We start from the raw sequence: 17,200 nt of genomic DNA, 5'->3' as shown, positions 1-17,200 counted from the left end.
GTCGTGGGCCGTCGGATTCTGCAGCGCGGAACCGCCCGGGTGGGCGGCCGCTCACGCAGCGGTCAGGGGCTCGGCGAGATCGGTGCGGAGCCGGCGCAGGATGCGGGCGAGGGTCCGCGACACCTGCGCCTGCGTCAGGCCCAGGAGGTCTGCGATCTCCTGCTGGGTGCGCTCGTCCTCGAAGCGCCAGCGGAGGATCAGGCGCTCGCGGTCGGACAGACGGCCGACCGCTGTGTCGAGCACCAGCCTGGCCTCGAGGGTTGCGAACCCGCGGTCGTCCTGGCCGAGCACGTCGGCGATGGTGCCGCGCTCCTGCGCGTCGCCCTTGCCGTCGATCGAGGTGGGGCGGAAGCAGCCGTCGGCCGCGAGCGCCTCGACGACCCCGTCGACCTCGACACCGAGGTGCGCGGCGACCTCGGACGGACGGGGTGAACGCCCCAGCCGCGCCTCGAGCTCGTGCTGGGCGTCCTTGATCCGTGCCTGCATCTGCTGCACCCGACGGGGGACCCGGATCACCCAGCCCGAGTCGCGGAAGTGGCGGCGCAGCTCGCCGCGCACGGTCGGCACGGCGTACGACAGGAAGTCGTGCCCGGCGGCGGCGTCGAACCGGCGGGCGGCCTTGACCAGGCCGACGAGCGCGACCTGCTCGAGGTCGTCGAGGTCGATGCCGCGGTTGCGGTAGCGGGCCGCCATCGAGCGCGCCACGGCGGCGTTGGTCCCGATCAGCTCGTCCACCAGCTCCAGGCGCCGCGACTCCGTGGGTCCGGCGCGCAGCTGCTCGACGATGGCGCCGGTGCGGCGGGCGCGATCCTCGCGGTCGCGGTGGGTCCGTGCGGCCTTCGGGTGCGGGGGCTGAGGGGGCTGCGGCGGCGTCGCGAGGGTGGTCACGAGCTTCTCCTTCCGGTCTGGGAGGTCACGGTCGCGGCCCGGGGTGCGAGCCGTGACGAGATCCTCGCCGGGCGGGGATGCGGCTCGACAGCCGAAATGCGAAACGTTGGACAAACCATAGACAACCCGGTCTGGTCCCGCAATCGGGGTGGATCCCGGCGCCGGGTCCCGGCCGCTAGGGTCGGGCCATGGCACGCAGCGTCTACGTGGCCGGCGTCGAGGGATTCACCGGCAAGTCCGCGGTCGCGCTCGGGGTGCTCGAGCAGCTGTCGCGACGGGTGGCACGGGTCGCGGTCTTCCGCCCCGTGGTCCGCGCCGAGGCATCGACCGGGGACGTCCACGACTACGTCCTCGACCTGCTCGTCTCGCACGACGCGGTCTCGTTGTCGTACGACGAGTGCGCGGGTGTCAGCTACGACGACGTGCACGCCGACCCGGACGGCGCGATGGACCGCATCGTCGCGCGCTACCACCAGGTCGCCGAGCAGAGCGACGCCGTGGTCGTCGTCGGCAGCGACTACACCGACGTCGGCGCCCCGGCGGAGTTCGCCTTCAACGCCCGCATCGCCGCCAACCTCGGCGCACCTGTCCTGCTGGTGCTCAACGGCCAGGGGAGAGGAGTCGACCAGCTCTGCACGGCGGCGGCGATGGCGCAGGCCGAGCTCGCCGCCAACCACGCGACGCTGTTCGCGGTCATCGCCAACCGCGTCGACACCGAGGCCACCGACCGGACGGCGACGGCGCTGCGCCGCGAGGGCGTACCCGCCTTCGCCCTGCCCGAGCAGCCCCTGCTCAGCGCCCCGTCGGTGGGCGACCTGATGGCGGCGTGCGACGGCCGCCTCGTGCGGGGCGACGAGACCCAGCTCGCGCGCGAGGTCCCCGGACTGGTGGTCGCCGCGATGACGCTGCCCAACGTCCTCGACCGGCTCTTCGACGGCGCACTCGTCGTCACGCCCGGTGACCGGCCCGAGGTGGTCCTCGGCGTCCTCACCGCCCACCAGTCGGCCAGCTTCCCGCAGATCTCCGGCATCGTGCTCAACGGCGGGCTCGACCTGCCGGAACAGATCGACCGGCTCCTCGACGGGCTCGAGGTGGCGCTGCCGATCATCGCGACCGACCTCGGCACCCACGCCACCTCCACGACGCTGACCAACCGCCGGGGACGCCTCGACAAGGACTCCCCGCGCAAGATCGCCACGGCCCTGACGCTCTTCGCCGAGCACGTCGACGGCGACGAGCTGATGAACGGCCTCGAGGTGGCGCGCACCTCGGTCGTCACGCCGTTGATGTTCGAGCACAAGGTCCTCGACGACGCGATCGCCGATCGTCGCCACATCGTGCTCCCGGAGGGGGAGGAGGAGCGCATCCTGCGCGCCGCCGACATCCTGCTGCGCCGCAACGTCGCCGACCTGACGCTGCTCGGCGACCCGATGATCGTCCGGGCGAAGGCCGCCCACCTCGGCATCGACGTGTCGGGCGCGCGCCTGCTCAGCCCGTACGACGAGGAGCTGCGCGAGCGGTTCGCACAGGAGTACCACCAGCGGCGCGCCCACAAGGGCATCGACCTCGAGGCGGCCCGCGACATCGTGGTCGACGTGTCGTACTTCGGCACGATGATGGTCGAGCTCGGCCTCGCCGACGGGATGGTGTCGGGGGCGGTGCACACCACCGCCCACACCATCCGTCCGGCTCTCGAGGTCATCCGCACGGTGCCCGAGGTGTCGGTGGTGTCGTCGGTCTTCTTCATGTGCCTCAAGGACCAGGTGCTCGTCTACGGCGACTGCGCGGTCAACCCCGATCCCACCGCCACCCAGCTCGCCGACATCGCGGTCGCGTCGGCCCGCACCGCCGCGGCGTTCGGCGTCGAGCCGCGGGTCGCGATGCTGTCGTACTCCACCGGCACCTCCGGCAGCGGCACGGACGTCGAGAAGGTCACCCAGGCGACGGCGATGGTGCGCGAGCGTGCGCCGGACCTGCTCGTCGAGGGCCCGATCCAGTACGACGCCGCGATCGACGTCGCAGTCGCGCGGACCAAGCTGCCCGACTCCGCCGTCGCCGGGCGGGCGACCGTCTTCGTCTTCCCCGACCTGAACACCGGCAACAACACCTACAAGGCCGTGCAGCGGTCGGCCGGCGCGCTGGCGGTCGGTCCGGTCCTGCAGGGCCTCCGCAAGCCGGTCAACGACCTCTCGCGCGGCGCGCTGGTGCGCGACATCGTCAACACGGTGGCGATCACCGCGATCCAGGCGCAGGAGCGGTCGTGACGGAGCGGGTGCTGGTCCTCAACGCGGGGTCGTCGTCGCTGAAGTACCGCCTGCTCGACGGCAGCACCGGCGCCGCCGAGGCGTCCGGGACGGTGGAGCGGATCGGTGAGGACAGCGGCATCCTGACGCACAGCGTCGGCGGCGAGGAGCACGCGGAGGAGCGACGCATCGCGGACTTCGAGGACGCGCTGCGCTCGGCGCTCGATGCCTTCGACCGGCACGGTCCGGCGATCGACACGAGCCAGCTGGCGGCGGTCGGGCACCGCGTCGTGCACGGCGGCGACCTCTTCTCCGAGCCGGTGGTCGTCGACGACCGGCTGCTCGCCACCGTGGAGGACCTCGTGCCGCTGGCCCCGCTGCACAACCCGGCCAACCTGGAGGGCCTCCGGGTCGCGCGACGACTCTTCCCCGACGTGCCGCAGGTCGCGGTCTTCGACACGGCGTTCCACCAGACGATGCCCGAGCACGCCTACACCTACGCCGTGCCGCTGGCCTGGCGCGAGGAGCACCGGATCCGGCGCTACGGCTTCCACGGCACGTCGTACGCGTTCGTCTCCCGCCGCGCCGCCGAGCTTCTCGGCCGGCCGGTCGAGGACACGAACCTCGTCGTGCTGCACCTCGGCAACGGCGCGTCCGCCGCCGCGGTCCGGGGCGGTCGGTCGGTCGACACGTCGATGGGGCTGACCCCGCTCGAGGGGCTGGTGATGGGCACCCGCTCCGGCGACCTCGACCCGGCGATCCACGGCCACCTGCACCGCGAGCTCGGCTGGTCGCTCGACGAGATCGACCGGGCCCTCTACCGCGACTCCGGGCTGCGCGGCCTCTCCGGGGTCAACGACTTCCGCGAGCTGACCCGCCGCATGGCCGCCGGCGACGAGGCAGCGAGGCTCGCCTTCGACGTCTACGCCTACCGCGTCCGCAAGTACGTCGGCGCCTACTACGCCGCTCTCGGCGAGCTGCACGCCGTCGTCTTCACCGGCGGAGTCGGCCAGCACAGCGCCGAGCTCAGGGCCGCCGCGCTCGACGGACTCTTCCGGCTCGGGATCGTGCTGGACCCGGACCGCAACGAGGCCCCGGCCACGGATGCCCGCGCCGTCTCGGCCGACGGCTCAGCGGTCGCCGTCCTCGTCGTCCCCACCGACGAGGAGTGGGAGATCGCCCGCCAGGCGCTCGAGGTCGTGCGCCGCTGAGCGCGCAGCCCACGACACCCGGATCCGACTCAGTCGCCTTCTCCGGATGCCGCGAGCCGCGCGGCTCGTCATGACGAGATGGTCAGCCGTTGACGGCGTTCTTGAACGCAGCAGCCGGCTTGAACGCCGGAGCCTTGCTCGCGGCGATCTCCATGGTCTCGCCGGTCTGCGGGTTGCGGCCCGTGCGAGCGGACCGCTCACGGGACTCGAACGTCCCGAAGCCCGGGACGGTGACCTTGTCGCCGCCGGCGACCGCGGTGGTGATGGAGGTGATGACGGCCTCGAGGGCCTTGTCGGCCTGGGCGTTGCTCAGCTCGGCGTGCGAGGCGATGGCGTCGCGCAGTTCAGTCTTGTTCACGTAAAGCTCCTGCTCGTCGGTTACGGACAGCGGCCATTCAACATCGCCGCTCCGCCTCGGTGCGCGGTGCCCCAGCCCCAAGGGGTGAGACGCGATGGCACGCACGAGTCGCGACAGAGCTGTCCGCCCCCACCCGGACGGCTCGCCGGCGTCGCGAGCCGACGTCGACTAGCGCCCGGATGTCGGCAGGTCAGGCGATGGGTCGTAGGTGAGCTGGCTGTCCACCTCGTGCTGCTGCCGCTCACCGGCGTCGGCATCCCGATCACCGGCTGACCAGCTCCGGTCCTTCCCGGACTCGCGCCGGTCGTGCTGCCCGGCGCGACGATCCCCAGCGGACGCGAGCCGATCATCGTGTGCGGCGTCCATGACCTCGCGCAGGTTGTCCTCCGCCATCTCCGCCTCGGTCGTCGCCACCTCCCGATCGATGAGCGCCTGCTCGTGCTCAGATGTGAGGAGGCGGTGGCTGCGCCTCAGCTGGTCGAGCTGATATCGAGCGTCCGCCCGGAGCCGCCTGGCCCAGAGCCGGTCCAGGATGGCCTGGTCGCGCTGCCCTCTCTGCTCGTCGCGGAGGACTGCCCGGTCGTCACGATCCTTGGCGTCGTCGTCACGTCGCGTTGCGGCGACATCTCTGCTGTCAGCGGCCTCGTCGCGTTCGGGGCCGTCGCCCGTCGCGTCCATACGACGACGGTACCGCGCCCCGGAGAGCCGCTCGTGCGCGAGCTCGGGTCACGAGGGACCCTCCGATCGCCTCCGCTGTCGGATGCCCGTGGTGTGATCCGCGGATGCTGAGAGTCGTCGTCGGTGCGCTGGTCCGGGACGGTCGGGTGCTGCTCGGGCACCGGAGCCCGAGCAAGCGTGCGAACCCGGACGTGTGGGACCTGCCCGGTGGCGTCGTCGAGGTCGGCGAGTCGGAGATGGAGGCACTGACCCGCGAGCTGCACGAGGAGCTCGGCGTTCGGATCGCGGCCGAATCGACGGCCCACCTGTGTCGGGTCGTCGTCGGACCTGCGGACGGGCCGGCGCTGCTGAGCGCGTGGCTGGTGACCCGGTGGCAGGGGACACCGGCCAACCTCGCCCCCGACGAACACCTCGACATCGGGTGGTGCGGTCTGACAGAGCTGCCTCCCCTCGCGCACCGGCTCGTGCGCGAGAGCCTGGTCCGCGCGGCGCGGCCGGCCACGCCGCACGACTAGGAGCGCAGGCGGCGCGGGACGCCGGTGTCGAGATCGGGCGGCTCGGCGATGCGGAGCTTTACGTCGACGCAGAAGAGACCGTGGGCGTTGACGACCACGGGCTCAAGGGTGAGGTCGGAGACATGGGGCACGTCCGCGGCCAGCCGACCCACGGACGCCACGAGCGCCTCCAGCGGGGCGAGGTCGACCTCCTCGAGGCCGTGGTCGCCGACCAGCTGGGGCCACAGCCGCAGCGCCCGTACCGCCCGGGCTGCGTCGGCGGCCCCGACGGGCGGCAGGAGCAGCACCTCGTCCGCCCAGCTGCCGACCGGTCCCGCAGCTCCACCGGCGACCCGGACGAGGGGGCCGAGCTGCGGGTCGCGGACCAGGCCGACGGACGCGAGGTGGCCGAGCACCAGCGGCTGGACGAGCACGTCGACCCGGTCGTGGCCGAGCTCCTCGGCGAAGCGTCGTACGGCGTCGGCGACGTCGCTGCCGGTGCGCAGGTCGATCCGCACCAGGCCGCGGTCGGACTTGTGCAGCACCGTCGGGTCGGCCACCTTCACGGCCACCGGGTAGCCGATCTCCGCCGCGGCCGCCTCCGCCTCGTCCGGCCCGCCGGCGAGACGGCCGACGAGGTGGATGCCGTAGGGCGCCAGCAGCTCGCTCTGTGCAGAGGGCGCCAACCACTCCGGCTCCCCACGCCGGTCAGCCAGCCGCGACCGCGCCCAGGTGCGGGCGTGCACGCCTCGGGTGCCGAGCTCGACCTCCGGCTGGTCGGCCGGCACACGCCGCCACGCGGCGTACCGCATGGCCCGGCCCAGCGCACCGATGGCCGCATCGGTCGAGCGGTAGACGGTGACGCCGGGGAGCCCGCGGGCGGCGTCGAAGGCAGCGCCCGGCGTGACCAGCAGCAGAGGTGTGTCGGCGCCCGCCGGCCGTGCCCGGGCGACGGCGTCGAAGAGCGCGTTGCGGTCGGTCAGCCGGTTGGCCACCAGCATCACCAGGACGGCATCGGCCTCGCGCGCGTCGAGCACGGCGCGGAGCGCTGCGGTGAGCTCGGCAGGCGTGACGTCGGCTCCGAGGTCCACCGGGTTGCGGACGTCGACCGCGCCCGGCACGGCGGCACCTAGGGCGGCGCTCAGGTCGTACGACGTCGGCGCGACGACCATGCCCTGGCCGCCGGCCCGGTCGGTCGTGAGGGCGCCCACGCCACCGGTGTTGGACACGATGCACACCCGGAGCCCGGCGGGCAGCGGCTGCTGAACGAGGAGCAGCGCGGTCTCGGTCAGCTCGGCACCGGTGCGGCAGGCGATCACCCCCGACTGGTCGAGCAGCGCGTCGACGCCGACGCCGACGGTCGAGGAGGCCGACGGGTCCTGCCGCGCGCGCGAGCGGCCGCCCACCACGGCCAGCAGCGGCTTCTGCTCGGCGAACCGGCGAGCGGTGCGGGCGAACTTGAGCGCGTTGCCGAACGACTCGAGGTAGAGCGCGCCCGCCGCGACCGACTCGTCGTCCATCCACGCCGCAAGGAGGTCGTTGCTCGACACGTCGACCTTGTCGCCGAGGGAGACGAAGGCCTGCACGCCGAGGCCGACGTCACGGGCGAGGTCGAGCAGCGCGAACCCCATGCCTCCCGACTGGGACGCGACGGCCAGGCCACCCACCTCGGGCACGTCGTGGAGGAGGGTCGCGTTGAGGCCGGCGCCGTTGGCCAGCACGCCCTGCGAGTTGGGCCCGACCAGGCGGAGGCTGTGCGCGCGAGCCAGGGCGAGCAGCTCGTGGCGGCGCTCGTCGCTCCCGTTGCCCGAGAAGCCCGACGAGATGACGACCGCCGCCCCGGCTCCGTTGGCGGCGGCGTCGCGCAGCACCTCGGCGACCCCGTCGGCCGGCACCGCGACGACGACGAGGTCGACCGGACCGTCGAGGTCGGCCAGGCTGCGGACGGTCGGCAGCCCGTCGATGACGTCGGCCGCCGGGTGCACCACGTGCACGGCGCCGGCATAGGTCGAGCTGCGGATCGCGTCGAGCACGCCGTGCCCGAAGCCGCCCGCCGACCGGCGTACGCCGACCACGGCGACGCTCGCCGGGTGCAGCAACGGCCGGAGCGACCGAGCGGCGGCGCGCCACTCACGCTGGTCGGCCGCCTCGACCGCCTCGCGGGAGGCATCGGTGCGCAGCTCGACCTCCACCTCTCCCGCGACCGTCCGGCGGGTGGCGCCGAACCCGGCCGCGCGGAAGACGCGGAGCATGCCGTAGTTGTCGCCGAGGACCTCCGCCTCGAAGCGGCTGACCCCGTGCCGTCGGCCGAGCGCGGCGAGGTGCTCCAGCAGCAGGCTGCCCAGGCCCCGGCCGCGGTCCTCGTCGGCGACCAGGAACGCGACCTCGGCGCTGTCGGGGGAGAGCAGCTCGGCGGTCGCCAGGCCGGCGACCCGGCCACGCACGAGCGCCACCAGGGCCGCCGACGCGGTGTTGTCCGGGGCGAAGAGGTGGTCGACGTAGAGCCGACCGGCCTCCCGGCTGGGGGAGAAGAAGCGCAGCCGCAGCGTGTCCACGGACACCGACTCGTGCAGCCCGAGCACGGCGTCGCGGTCGTCCTCGCGCAGCGACCGGATCACCGCGACGGTCCCGTCGGCGAGCAGCACGTCCGCGGGCTCCGCGATCCAGTCCCGCGCGGCGAGGGGTGGGGCCACCGAGTCGGTCACGTGCCCAACGTGCCAGAGCCGGCGACGGGGTGCTAGAGCCCCCAGATCGCTTCTGCGAGCCTGCCGGAACCCTTCTGCGCAGACATTGAGAAAAGTCGCGGACCTTGTGTGTTGACGCCGTCGAATCCTGCTCCCTACTGTGACAAACATCACGGTGGCCCCCGGCCACCTGCTCGTGGGAGAAGGCCGACGCCATGGCGCGCAACGCTCCGTCGACGGGTCGCTCCATCCCCGCTTGGTCTCGAGAAGGCAGGACAGCATGAGCAGGTTCCGTTCACCCTCGGCACGCGTCAGGACAGTCGTTGCGGGGGTGGCGGCTGCGGCCGTCGCCGTCGGCGGCATGGCCACGGTCCCCGCCGCGGCAGCCGCGCCGGCAGCCGCTCCCGGCGCGAGCACGACGGCTGCCGCGAGCGCCGCGCCCGCGCCGGCAGCTGCGGCGCTCGCCCCGCCGACGTACGACGTCCTCGTCTTCAGCAAGACGGCCGGTTTCCGCCACGACTCCATCGGCGCGGGCATCCGTGCGGTGGAGCGCCTCGGAGCGCAGTACGGCTTCTCCGTCACGGCCACCGAGAACGCGGAGCAGTTCACTGCCGACAACCTCGCCCAGTACGAGGCCGTCGTGTGGATGTCCACGACCAGCGACGTGCTCAACGCGGCGCAGCAGACCGCCTTCGAGAACTACATCAAGGGCGGTGGCGGCTACGTCGGCGTCCACGCCGCCTCCGACACCGAGTACACGTGGCCGTGGTACGGCCAGCTCGTGGGCGCCTACTTCCAGAGCCACCCCGCCGGCACCCCCACCGCGACCATCGACGTCGAGGACGACACCACGCCGTCCTCCTGCGCGCTGCCGGACCGGTGGGAGCGCACCGACGAGTGGTACAACTTCCAGAGCCCGACCAACCCCGTGGTCAACGGCGGTGGGCCCGACTACAGCCCGCGCACCAACAGCAACATCAACGTGATCGCCTCCCTCGACGAGTCGACGTACGACGAGCAGGACGGCGCCCCCGGCGACGACGACCACCCGATCGCCTGGTACCAGGAGTTCGACGGCGGCCGCAGCTTCTACACCGGCGGCGGCCACACCCAGGCGTCGTTCTCCGAGCCGCTCTTCCGCCTCCACCTGCTCGGCGGCATCCAGTACGCCGCCGGTGAGGCCCCCGACGCGTGCACCCCGCCGGCACCCACCGACGCCTCCTTCGAGCAGGTCACGCTCGCCAAGGGCGTCGACAAGGTCGGCGAGCCGATGAGCATCTCGGTCCTGCCCGACGGGCGCGTGCTCCACAACGCCCGCGACGGCCGCATCTTCCTCACCGACCTCGAGGGCAACACCACGCTGCTCTACGACGTCCCGATCTACTCCCACGACGAGGACGGCCTGCAGAGCCTGACGGTCAGCCCGACCTTCGAGGAGGACGGGTGGGTCTACCTCTACTACGCCCCACCGCTCAACACCCCGGCCGGTGACGCCCCCAACGACGGCACCGCAGCGGAGTTCGCGGCGTGGGACGGCTACAACCTGCTGACCCGGATGAAGATGGTCGACGACGACCTCGACCCGTCGACCGAGCAGGAGCTCCTGCGCGTCGACGCCGACCGCGGCATCTGCTGCCACGCCGGCGGCGCGATCGACTTCGACGCCAACGGCAACCTCTACCTGTCGACCGGCGACGACTCGAACCCGTTCGCCTCCGACGGCTACGCGCCCCTCGACGAGCGGGCCACGCGCAACCCGGCGTACGACGCCCAGCGCAGCTCGGCCAACACCAACGACCTGCGCGGCAAGGTCCTGCGGATCACGCCCGACCCCACCGCGGCGTCCTACACGGTCCCGGCTGACAACCTCTTCCCGGAGGCGTCCGACACCCAGGGGAAGACCCGCCCCGAGATCTACGCGATGGGCTTCCGCAACCCGTTCCGGATGACCGTCGACAAGCGCACCGGCTACGTCTACCTCGGTGAGTACGGCCCGGACGCCGGAGGGGCGAACGCCAACCGCGGGCCCGGCGGGATCGTGGAGTTCAACCAGATCCGCCAGGCCGGCAACTTCGGTTGGCCCTACTGCACCGGCTCCAACACCCCGGCCGAGACCTACAACGAGTGGGACTTCGCGACCAACACGACCGGCCCGAAGTTCGACTGCACGGCCCCGGTCAACAACAGCCCGCACAACACGGGCCTCACCAACCTGCCGGCGGCCCAGGCGGCCTGGATCAAGTACGACGGCGGCAACGTCACCTACAACGGCGTCACCACCAACGAGTTCGGCGGCGGCGGCGAGGGCCCGATGGCCGGACCGGTCTACAACTACGACCCCGACCTCGAGTCGGACGTGAAGTTCCCCGCGTACTTCGACGACCACTTCTTCGCCGGTGAGTGGACGCGCGGCTGGATCCGCGACATCGGGATGGACGCCGAGGGCGACGTGGCCGGCATCGACCCGTTCTTCGACTCCATGACGCTCTACGCAGCGATGGACATGGAGTTCGGTCCCGACGGCTCCCTCTACGTCCTCGACTACGGCAACGGCGGCTACTTCACCGGCAACGAGAACTCCGCCGTCTACAAGATCAACGCGATCAACGAGGGCGCCCGCTCGCCGTCGGCGTCGGCCACCGCGACGCCCGACACGGGTGTGGCACCGCTGTCGGTGAAGTTCTCCAGCGAGGGCTCCCGGGACCCCGACGCGGGTGACTCGATCGTCAGCTACGCCTGGGACTTCCAGAACGATGGCTCCGTCGACTCGACCGAGCCCAACCCGACGTTCGTCTACACGGCCAACGGGGTGTACGACGCCCGCCTGACCGTCACCGACACCACCGGCCGCACCGGTGTGGCCACCGCGGTGGTCACGGTCGGCAACACCCGTCCGGTCGTCGAGATCGAGCTGCCTCCCAACGGCGCGTTCTTCGAGTTCGGCGACTCCGTCCGGGTCAAGGTCAACGTGACCGACCCCGAGGACGGCGCGATCGACTGCTCCAAGGTGGAGATCGACTACGTCCTCGGCCACGACTCGCACGGCCACCCGCTCAGCTCTCGCACCGGCTGCGACGTCGTCCTGCCGACCGTGGCTGACGGGGGCCACGACGCCTCGGCCAACCTCTTCGGGGTGATCAACGCCAGCTACACCGACGAGGGCGCGAACGGCGTCCGGACGCTGACCGGTGAGGACGAGGTCGTCCTGCAGCCCAAGCGCAAGCAGGCCGAGCACTTCACCACCCAGCAGGGCGTCCTCACCGAGGCGACGACGGACCCGCTCGGCGGATCCCGCAACCTGTCCAACATCGACGCCGGTGACCACGTGTCCTACGCGCCCGTCAGCCTGTCCGGCGTGCCGCGGCTGCGCTTCCGCGTGGCCTCGGGCGGCGTGGGCGGCACCATCGAGGCCCGCCTCGACAGCCCGACCGGTCCGCTCGCCGGCTCCGTCGCAGTCCCCGTGACCGGTGGCTGGCAGCAGTGGCAGTTCGTCGACATGGACATCGCCGAGTCGGCGCAGCAGGGCTCGCACGAGCTCTTCCTGGTGTTCACCAACGCCAACCCCGCAGCGACCGGCTTGTTCAACGTCAACTTCTTCGACGCCGCCGGCAAGGGCGTCTCGGTCAACTCCAGGCCGCAGGTCGGCGCGCAGGGCACGCCCACGCAGGGCACCGGTCCGCTGACCGTCGACTTCACCGGCACGGCGTCGGACTACGACGGCGACGAGCTGACCTACAAGTGGGACTTCGGCGCCCCGGGTGAAGGCGACACCGCCACCACCCTCGACGCGGAGTACACCTACACCGATCCGGGCACCTACACCGCACGCCTGACCGCGACCGACCCGTCGGGAGCCTCCGGTTCCTCGACCGTCCCGATCCGGGTCCTCAACGCCTGCGGCGTCCAGCAGTCCGACGAGTTCGACGGCACGTCGCTCGACGGCAAGTGGGACGTCACCCGCGACAGCGGTGACTGGCGCGTGGAGAACGGCGGCCTGCAGCTGCCGATCAACAGCGGAAGCCTCTACGGGATCGGCGGCAACGCCGAGGACATCATCGTGCAGGAGGCGCCCGAGGGTGCGTTCGAGGTGACCGCCAAGGTCACCGCCGAGGTGGCCGAGAACTACCACCAGGCCGGCCTCCGTCTCTACTCCGACGACGAGAACTGGGCCTCGGTCCACCTCATCTCGGCCGGTGGCAACCGCGACGTCGAGTTCATCTACGAGGCGCAGGGCAACCCGCGCAACGAGGGCGCGGACAAGCTCGGTGGGGTCCCCGCCGACTTCCCGACGACCTACTACGTGCGGCTCACCTCGGACGGCACCGACCTGCGGGCGTCGTACTCCGCCGACGGCGAGACGTTCTCCCCGGTCGGCCGGCCCGCTCCGATGAGCACCTTCACCGCGCCGAAGATCGGCCCGGCGGCGGTGTCGGGCGGTGCGACGACCAGCCCGACGGCGACGTTCGACTGGATCCGGTTCGAGCCCGACGGCACGAGCGGCGCCACCGACCCGAGTGACGAGTTCACCGGCAACGGGCTGGACGAGTGCCGCTGGAACGCCATCGTCCGGGAGGACCCCACCAAGTACCAGGTGGCCGACGGCGCGCTGACCATCACCACCACGGAGGGCGACATCTACCAGACGCCCAACGCGGCGGGGGCGACCAACTTCGTGCTGCAGTCGGCCGCCAACCTGCCGACGGACTACACGGCGGAGACCAAGCTGTCGACGACGTTCACCGACGGGTATGCCCAGGCCGGCCTGCTCGCCTACGGCGACGACGACAACTACGTCAAGCTCGACGTCATCTCCGACACCGGGCAGGGCCGCATCAACCGGGTCGAGCTGCGTTCCGAGCTGGGAGGGGCCATCCAGGACCCGCAGCCCCAGGTCGACCTGCCTGCCAACGTGACGTCCTACCGCCTGCGGCTGACGAAGCAGGGGACGAGCTACCTCGGTGAGGTCGCGGTCGACGGCGGTGAGTGGCAGCCCGTGGGAACGGTCGCGCACCCGACGGCCGACCTGGACCTCGGCCTGTACGCCCTCGGCGTGCAGCAGCCGGGCCGGACCGCGTCGTTCGACTACTTCAAGCTGACGCCGGCAGCAGCCGAGAACCGTCCCCCCGTCGCCGACGACGACACCGCCGCCACCTCGGCGGGCCGCGGGGTCAACATCAACGTCCTTGCCGGCGACACCGACCCCGACGGTGACACCCTCACCGTCGAGTCGGTGACCACGCCCGGCGACGGAACGGCGACGATCAACGCCAACGGCACGGTGCGCTACACGCCCGACGCCGGGTTCGTCGGCACCGACACCTTCGACTACACGGTGGCGGACGGCAACGGCGGCAGTGACACCGGCACCGTGACGGTGACGGTCACCGAGGCCTGCGAGCTCGAGACGCCGGACGACACGTTCGAGGGCAGCAGCCTCGACACCTGCCGGTGGAACGCGATCGTGGCCGACGACGCGACCAAGCGTCGGGTCGCGGACGGGCGTCTGGTCCTCACCACGACACCGGGCGAGATCTACCAGGGCGGCACGGGCAAGTCGAACCTCGTCATGCAGTCGGCCGACCACGCCGGCGAGGACTGGGTGATCGAGACCCACGCCGACGTGACCAAGCTCGACGGCGGCTACAGCCAGGCCGGCCTGATGGCCTACGGCGACGACGCCAACTACGTGAAGATCGTGGTGATCTCCGACGACGGCAGGTCGGCCCCCAACCGGGTCGAGCTGCGCTCCGAGGTGAACAACGTGATCGTCGGGGCCAACCCGCAGCCGGAGCTCCCGATCCCGGCCGGGACCGACCTGACCGACATGAGGCTCCGCCTCACGAAGGCGGGCACGACCTACGAGGGCGAGGCGTCCTTCGACGGCGGCGCGACCTGGGTGGACCTGCCGCGAGCGGTCGAGAACGCGATGACCGGGCCGCGCTTCGGCATCTTCGCCGCCGGCGTGCTGCAGGAGGGTGACGAGGTCTCCTTCGACACCTTCCTGGTCGACGGCGAGGACCCGGTCGACCCGGTCAACGCCGCCCCGGAGGCGACCGACGACACGGCGACGACGACGCAGGGCACGGCGGTCGACATCGACGTGCTGGCCAACGACACCGACGCCGACCAGGACGAGCTCTCCGTGGCGTCGGTGACCAAGCCGGCGCACGGCACCGCAGTGGTGGCCGCGAACGGGACGGTGACCTACACCCCGGACGCCGGGCACACCGGGACCGACACGTTCGACTACGTCGTGACCGACGAGACCGACACGGACACCGGCACGGTGACCGTCACGACCACCAAGAAGGCGGACGAGCCGGTCCCCGACACCACGATCACCGGTGCGCCGCGTGACGGCACGCGGGCGAAGACGGCGACCATCAGGTTCGCCGCCACTGGCCCGGGTGCGGCGGGAGCGACGTTCCAGTGCTCGCTCGACGGGGCCGCGTGGCAGACGTGCAGCTCGCCGCAGACCTACCGCGGCCTGGCCGACGGCCAGCACGAGGTGCGGGTCCGAGCGGTGAGCACCGGCGGTGCCGACGCCACCCCGGCCACGGCCACCTGGACGGTCGACCGCACCGGGCCGCGGGTCCGCAAGGTCACGCCGAAGGGCAGCACCCGCGACCGCACGCCGACGGTCGGCGCGATCGTCGCTGACCGGCTCTCGGCGGTGCGTTCCGGCGACCTGAAGCTCTTCGTCGGTGGCGAGCGGGTCCGAGGCGTGCGCTACGACGCCCGCAAGGACCGGATGACGTGGACGCCGAAGCAGGCCCTCGCACCGGGCCGCTACACCGTGCGTCTCGTCGCCGAGGACGCACTCGGCAACCGCACGGTCGAGGAGTGGGGGTTCACCATCCGCCGCTGACGCGGCCATCGGCCGCAGCACGGACGCCGGCCGCCGGGGGAGCACCCCGGCGGCCGGCGCTCGTCCCGGCACGACCTCTCGCTCACCACAGGCCGTAGAAGGGGCCGAAGAGGAAGAACCAGGTGAACCCGATGGTGTCGTCGAAGCCGTGGGCCAGGATCGGGGCCCACAGGGTTCGACAGCGGAAGCGGAGCGCGCAGAAGACCACACCGGCCACCATCGCCGCGACGACCCCGACGACTCCCTGCTCGGTGTGCAGCAGCCCGAAGAGCACCGAGGACCCGAGCACCCCCACGAGCCGCTGCAGGCGGCCGGGTCCGAGGACGTCGGAGAGCCTGGTCAGGAGGTAGCCGCGGAACGCGACCTCCTCGCAGAATGCGGCGAGCACCCACGAAGCGGCCAGGTACAGCACCAGCAGTCGTACGTCGCCCTCGAGGTCGGAGAACGCGCTGACGTCCTGGCGCGTGCCGCTGAGATGGTTGGTGACCGGGATCAGCAGCGCCACGTTCACCAGCGTCCAGAAGCCGGCGAACGCGGCCATGCCGCCGACCATGCGCCAGGGGCGGGCCACCCGCCGAAGTCCCAACGAGCCGGGACCGCGCCGACGCACCACCAGGGAGATGGCGGCCATGGCGACGATGACCACGGCCGGGATGAACCGATCGGTGAGGACGGCGATCGCGACGGCGACCACCTCCACGCCCGCCACCAGCCGCCACCCCGTGTCGCGTCGCACCTTCCCGTGAACGGTGCGCGCCCCTCGGTCCGGCGCCTCCCCTCTCGCGGTACGCGGAGCTGCCATCACCGGTCACCCGCTGACGGCCCGGGGCCGGGGGTCGCTGTCGGGGACGAGCAGGACCTCCGTGGATCCGCTGAGCCTGCTCAGCATCGTGGCGCGGTTCGCCCAGACCACGACGGCCGCGACGACGACGAATCCGAGCATGTCCCACGGTTGAGCGTCGGGCCATGCGGGGCCGTTCATCTGCGCGTGGAAGAGGAACGCGACCAGCAGGCTCCCGCCCGCCGCGTTGAACATGGCGGTCAGGATGAGCCCGATCGCGATCACCCCGAAGAAGTAGGGCCAGAAGCTCCACGCCGACTGCTTCGTGCCGGACATGAGGAACGCCGGTGCGTGCCACGTCGCGGACACGAGCCCCAGGATGAGTCCCGCCCACAGCGGCGCGAACCGGCGCTGCAGCAGGGGGAGCGCAACACCGCGCCAGCCGAGCTCCTCGATCGGTCCGATGAGGAACGCCGGCAGCAGGGCAGGCAGCACCCCGTACCAGGGGTCGAACGGGAAGTCGTCGGCCGTGCCGGCGACCACGGCACCGCCGTAGAAGACGGCCGGCATGCCGAGGAGCAGCAGCAGCCACCAGCCGGCGTTCATCCGCCACAGCGTGAACCGGCGGAAGAACGCCCGCAGCCCGCCGACCCCGTAGTGCCGCCACACCATGAAGACGCCGATGAGGCCGGGGGCGTAGACCATCAGGATGAAGGCCGGGTTGGTGTAGCCCATCGGCCCGAACCACGACTCGACCTCGTCCATGAAGGTGACCACGAGCGCCCCGAGGCCCCAGCTCAGGACGAAGGTGGCAGCGAAGAAGCGCCACACCGAGCGCGCGGTCAGCTGTCCGTGCCGGAGTTGCTGGCCGGCGCCTGACGAGGTGTCTGTCGGGTGAGATGTCGTGGCCATGGCGCGGTCCTTCGCTGTCATCTCCGACGCTATGACTCGCTCATGGGCGGCGGGAGAGGCGAAGGTCCGTCGCCCGCGGTCCG

10 protein-coding genes are annotated in these 17,200 nt (G+C 71.9%); 4 read left to right on the top strand and 6 right to left on the bottom strand.

What is annotated here, in order from left to right; translation table 11 throughout:
• Positions 1-51 precede the first annotated feature (51 nt).
• Entirely contained in the window at positions 52-888 is an 837-nt protein-coding gene (locus JOD65_RS16440) for a sigma-70 family RNA polymerase sigma factor (RefSeq protein WP_307821222.1), read from the bottom strand.
• Between the two features lie 188 nt (positions 889-1,076).
• Between JOD65_RS16440 and pta the strand changes: the two genes are divergently transcribed.
• Together pta and JOD65_RS16430 are read left to right on the top strand one after the other, a co-directional pair.
• The gene (pta, locus tag JOD65_RS16435) at positions 1,077-3,152 is read left to right on the top strand and encodes a phosphate acetyltransferase (RefSeq protein WP_191195980.1); all 2,076 of its coding nucleotides are present in this window, start codon (positions 1,077-1,079) and stop codon (positions 3,150-3,152) included.
• Entirely contained in the window at positions 3,149-4,342 is a 1,194-nt protein-coding gene (locus JOD65_RS16430; RefSeq protein WP_191195979.1) for an acetate/propionate family kinase, read from the top strand. Before pta ends, JOD65_RS16430 begins: the two co-directional genes overlap by 4 nt.
• A gap of 82 nt (positions 4,343-4,424) precedes the next feature.
• Here JOD65_RS16430 and JOD65_RS16425 read toward each other — a convergent pair whose 3' ends face one another.
• Both JOD65_RS16425 and JOD65_RS16420 read right to left on the bottom strand, forming a co-directional pair.
• Positions 4,425-4,700 carry an HU family DNA-binding protein gene (locus JOD65_RS16425; RefSeq protein WP_191195978.1) on the bottom strand — a complete coding sequence of 92 codons (276 nt, stop codon included), beginning with the start codon at positions 4,698-4,700 and terminating at the stop codon, positions 4,425-4,427.
• A gap of 168 nt (positions 4,701-4,868) precedes the next feature.
• Entirely contained in the window at positions 4,869-5,378 is a 510-nt protein-coding gene (locus tag JOD65_RS16420; RefSeq protein WP_191195977.1) for a hypothetical protein, read from the bottom strand.
• Positions 5,379-5,482: 104 nt separating this feature from the next.
• Between JOD65_RS16420 and JOD65_RS16415 the strand changes: the two genes are divergently transcribed.
• The gene (locus JOD65_RS16415; RefSeq protein ID WP_191195976.1) at positions 5,483-5,893 is read left to right on the top strand and encodes an NUDIX domain-containing protein; all 411 of its coding nucleotides are present in this window, start codon (positions 5,483-5,485) and stop codon (positions 5,891-5,893) included.
• Here JOD65_RS16415 and JOD65_RS16410 read toward each other — a convergent pair.
• Positions 5,890-8,577, bottom strand: a complete 2,688-nt coding sequence (locus JOD65_RS16410) for a bifunctional acetate--CoA ligase family protein/GNAT family N-acetyltransferase (protein WP_191195975.1) — start codon at positions 8,575-8,577, stop codon at positions 5,890-5,892. The two genes, JOD65_RS16415 and JOD65_RS16410, sit on opposite strands and share 4 nt — an antisense overlap.
• Positions 8,578-8,836: 259 nt before the next feature.
• On the opposite strand from JOD65_RS16410, the gene JOD65_RS16405 reads away from it, so the two are divergent.
• Entirely contained in the window at positions 8,837-15,424 is a 6,588-nt protein-coding gene (locus JOD65_RS16405; RefSeq protein WP_191195974.1) for a ThuA domain-containing protein, read from the top strand.
• Positions 15,425-15,506: 82 nt separating this feature from the next.
• Here the strand turns inward: JOD65_RS16405 and JOD65_RS16400 are convergent, their stop codons facing one another.
• Both JOD65_RS16400 and JOD65_RS16395 read right to left on the bottom strand, forming a co-directional pair.
• On the bottom strand, positions 15,507-16,160 hold the full coding sequence (locus JOD65_RS16400; protein WP_191195973.1) for a CPBP family intramembrane glutamic endopeptidase: 654 nt from the start codon (positions 16,158-16,160) through the stop codon (positions 15,507-15,509).
• Between the two features lie 72 nt (positions 16,161-16,232).
• A complete protein-coding gene (locus JOD65_RS16395; RefSeq protein WP_191195972.1) occupies positions 16,233-17,117 on the bottom strand; it encodes a CPBP family intramembrane glutamic endopeptidase in 885 nt (294 codons plus the stop codon).
• Between the last annotated feature and the right edge of the window lie 83 nt (positions 17,118-17,200).

The organism is Nocardioides cavernae (genome assembly GCF_016907475.1).
GTDB classification, from domain to species: domain Bacteria; phylum Actinomycetota; class Actinomycetes; order Propionibacteriales; family Nocardioidaceae; genus Nocardioides; species Nocardioides cavernae.
The sequence above is the reverse complement of the archived record's forward strand: the minus strand, read 5'-3'. Positions and strand labels throughout refer to the sequence as shown.